At 30.5% G+C, this 4,031-nt stretch carries 4 protein-coding genes and 1 pseudogene; all 5 read left to right on the plus strand.

The window, feature by feature from the left end; genetic code table 11:
- Positions 1-610 (plus strand): arginase (locus tag VIL26_06205; GenBank protein HEY8390522.1); only part of this gene is annotated, 610 nt, incomplete at its 5' end.
- Positions 611-653: 43 nt separating this feature from the next.
- Positions 654-921 (plus strand): annotated as a pseudogene (locus VIL26_06210) (radical SAM protein).
- 106 nt (positions 922-1,027) lie between these two features.
- Positions 1,028-1,894 carry a GNAT family N-acetyltransferase gene (locus VIL26_06215; protein HEY8390523.1) on the plus strand — a complete coding sequence of 289 codons (867 nt, stop codon included), beginning with the start codon at positions 1,028-1,030 and terminating at the stop codon, positions 1,892-1,894.
- 480 nt (positions 1,895-2,374) lie between these two features.
- Positions 2,375-3,430, plus strand: coding sequence for a hypothetical protein (locus tag VIL26_06220; GenBank protein HEY8390524.1), 1,056 nt, complete (start codon positions 2,375-2,377; stop codon positions 3,428-3,430).
- A gap of 157 nt (positions 3,431-3,587) precedes the next feature.
- Positions 3,588-3,998, plus strand: a complete 411-nt coding sequence (locus tag VIL26_06225; GenBank protein HEY8390525.1) for an NUDIX domain-containing protein — start codon at positions 3,588-3,590, stop codon at positions 3,996-3,998.
- The last annotated feature ends 33 nt before the right edge of the window (positions 3,999-4,031 follow it).

A 4,031-nucleotide genomic window follows, 5' to 3' on the forward strand; every position in this document is an offset into this window, starting at 1 on the left:
CGATTATTGGTATAAAAGATATATTCAAGCAAAAGTTCAGAGAAAGGATATTCAAAAAGAAATACAGCTTTCTTTTGATTTAAACTTATTTTGGAATAGAATTAAACAACATTTTAAATTTGAAAAAAATATAAAGTTCTACGTATCAGATTCTCATGCCTTGTCCTATAAAATAGCCAAAGAAAACGATTGTCAAGAAGTATATCTGTTTGATGCCCATGCCGATCTTGGGTACGGCGGACCTACATCACTTGATTTTGAAGTTAACTGTTCCAACTGGCTTGGAAAACTTCTTAAGGATAATAAAATCAAAAACGCTTACATTTTTTATAGTCCGTATACAGTAGAGAAACCAGAATATTTTGAAACGATGAATAATATTTACAACATAAAATACTATGATTTTCATGATTTAAATGACAAATCTATTATGGTGTCGGCTATTCATATATGCAGGTCTGGCGCATGGACTCCGCCATGGCTAGATGATAAGTTTTTTCAATTTGTTAATAGCTTGGGACTTCCATATGATATAAAAAACTGTCCCAAAAGAAAATGGGATCCAGATCATATCAGCTTATCAGATGAAATTATATATTTAATAGAATGAATTATAAAAAGGTCAAAAAGTATTTTCATAATATTTAATTTTAATTCTGTTTATTTCTTTTCCCGGAGATGAGAAATTATCCGGCGGATGTCTAGTTGCTGGAAGAGGATTTTTTCATATAAGCTCTTTGAGCAGAACCATGTCCATTTTTCCCGTTTTCAGATATTAATATAAGAAACAGTTCATTAAAAGATGCTTTACGTGATAGCAATGTGTTAATGAAAGAACATAATGGTGGCTGTGTATTATTTGAAAACAAAGAACAAGTAGAAGCCATACTAAATAGCATTAATAAAAAAGTACATAACTAGGATAAATCATTATTAATTTCATCATAAATCTAGTAAAATGATATATAAGAAAAAACAAGTATTTCAAATCAAGATTTAGCTATAAAATTTAAAAGGGGATATATCAATGCAATTTAAGCTGTATAATGATGTGCATGGGTTTTACAATGATACCTATGATATTTTGATGTGTCATGAATCTCAAAATATGATTCTTCTTGGTAATATCATAATTGGGCATGAGGGAAAAGATAAAACTGGCTGGCGCGATCCTGCTAATTGGATTATGGCAACTGTTTCTGATGATAACGGTATAAAACTTACTGCGTTAATGACACCGCCACATAATATTTTACTTTATGCAACAGATAATATTATAGATCCAGAAGTTATAGATTGTCTAATAGACGGACTGAAAGACTATGAAATTCCTGGTGTAACAACCGAAAAAAACTTAGCTGAGTATTTTGCTAAGAAATATACAGTTAAAAAGGGATTGACCTTTAAAACGAAAATGGATCAGCGTATATATGAACTTAAAGTCGTAAATCCCGAAATTAAACAAGTCGGCACCGTTCGTTTGCTGAATGAAAAAGATATGTGCTTCTTTCCATATTGGCTTGAAGCTTTTATTGCAGCTGTTGAATATGGACCGACGCAAATGTTAGTTCCACAAGATAAAGAACCGTATCAATATCGAATATCATCAAAGAATTTTTATATTTTAGAGGTCGATGGAATGCCTGTTTCTATGGCAGCATTTACAAGAAAGATGCCGACAGCTATCGGCATAGCTTTTGTATATACTCCTCCATATTTTCGCGGAAATGGTTATGCAACTTCATGTGTTGCTCAACTTAGTCAAATGGCGCTTGAAAAGGGATTTAATAGATGCGTATTATATACAGATTTAGCCAACCCCACATCAAATAGTATTTATCAAAAAATAGGATATAAGCCTGTTTGCGATTCTCTTATGTTAACATTTGAATAGTTTTTGTTTTTACTAATTAAAAAGAGGCCAGGTTTTGGTCTCTTTTTTATATAAAAACAATTGTTCAAATTTTATGTTAAAACACTTGTTCAAAAAATAGGTGTATTGTATAATTTTAGTATAAATTTAATGGTTGTTATTGATTAAATTTTTTATAATAATATCTTTTTTTTCTAATGAATTGCCATTATTATTGATGGTATTCAAATAATTAGCGCTTAATCCAGACATTTAAGATGTCTTATATAGTGAAGATTAAATATGATCACATATGATGATTCAAAAAAAGACCTGCCTTCAGATCAAATATTTCATTTATTTTTTTGTGCATGTGAGACAGGTTCTAATAATGCTCCATATCCCGATTTGTTAAAAGTATTTAGTGTACCTTTTATTAATTCAACTTAGTTATTTTGGCAAGGAAAAATGATCGTTTAATCGTACTTGGCGAAAGTAAATTAGATATAAGGAGAAAAATTAATGAAGAAAACGCTTAGGGATTTGGCTAGATATTTGAATGAAATATTGGTGCCTCAAACTCAAGAAAACTATGCAATCAATCCTGTTTATACAGATGCTTTGTTATGTGCAGAACAGGACATAAGAGAGGGTGTTGGTGCGTTTAGATCCTTTTTGGCTAGACTTTATGACACTTTATATGATAAAGGCGATGTATATGATATCAGCAAAAAGAACCCCCATGGAAACGAAAATCGTACCACGCTTTCAATATATTATCCATTTCTGCATAATTTAAGAATCATATTAATAAGAATTGGCTACTTTGGCGTTTTAGATCAAAACGAACAAGCTCTTGTTTGTGGAAATAATGTATTTAATGAAAAACAGACTGTCGCAAAAAATCTTGAATGCCTGCGTTTTTTGTCTGATTGCGGTCTAAGCATTGAAGGCATGGATATCAATCTCAAAAAGCAGGATCTAAAAGAAATCAAAACTATAAAGATTACATATCCAGATAACCCAGCTATGCTGACTGGTATGAAAGTCATGGCAATCTCTGAAGGTAAATATGGCACTCTTGTTAACCAAGATGTTTTTCTTCGCTGCGATTACAGGGCAATAAAAAAGGATAAAACTGATGAGCTTTTCATTTTAAAAGATACAATTAGGTCTTTGTCTTTAGATGTGCAGAATTTTATTTTACATCTTCATCAGCGTTATTTAGATAAGGGACTTAAATGCGTTGTTGAAATAAAAGGTTTTCATGTCTATATAAAATATTGTTATAAAAGACAAGATGTATGGGGAATCAATGCTTCTTTAAATAATGGCTATCACATTAATGTAAAACCGACCAAAATAAATGAATATGCTGAAATAATAAAAGCATTTCCTGAAGTTTTGCAAAAAATTATAGAAAAAGGCTATGGCTGCGGAAGGAAAAGAAAAGAAATAGGACATTGCGATGGCGGCTGTCATGGACTTCATATACCGTTGGATGATTCTGTTTTGGATATTAAAAATCATATTGAAACATGGTTTGATCAAGAAGTGGAATTTTTGAAAAAGAAATAAAAACTTACGTAAAAAAAACATTTACGTTTTATCATTCAATTAAATATGATTTGATTTCAATAATATTTTTTGAATTATAAAATTTTAGGAAAGACTAATATGGAAGTTAAATTTTTATGATTACATTGATGATTCTTTATTAAAGTTCGCTGTTATTATTTCTGTATCAAATGGCAAATGGGTGTTTTGCAAGCATAAAGAACGGAATACTTATGAAATTCCAGGTGGGCATAGAGAGATCAATGAATCTATTGATGACACTGCCAAAAGAGAATTAATTGAAGAAACAGGAGCTGTTAAATTTAAAATAGAACCAGTTTGCGTTTATTCTGTTACAGGAAAAAATAGAGTCAATGAAGTTGGAAATGAAACTTTTGGAAAGTTGTTTTTTGCAGAAATAGAAACTTTTGATGATAATTTGAATAGCGAAATGGAAAGTATAATGCTATTTGATGATTTGCCTCAACAATGGACATATCCGTTAATACAACCATTATTAATTAAAGAATTTTTAAGACGCAAAGAAAATACTATAAAATTTGGATGTTATGGCAAAGAAAATGAATAATGAGTTTTGGGAAGCATTAGATACTTTGGTAAA

Source organism: Clostridia bacterium, assembly GCA_036562685.1.
Lineage (GTDB): Bacteria > Bacillota > Clostridia > Christensenellales > DUVY01 > DUVY01.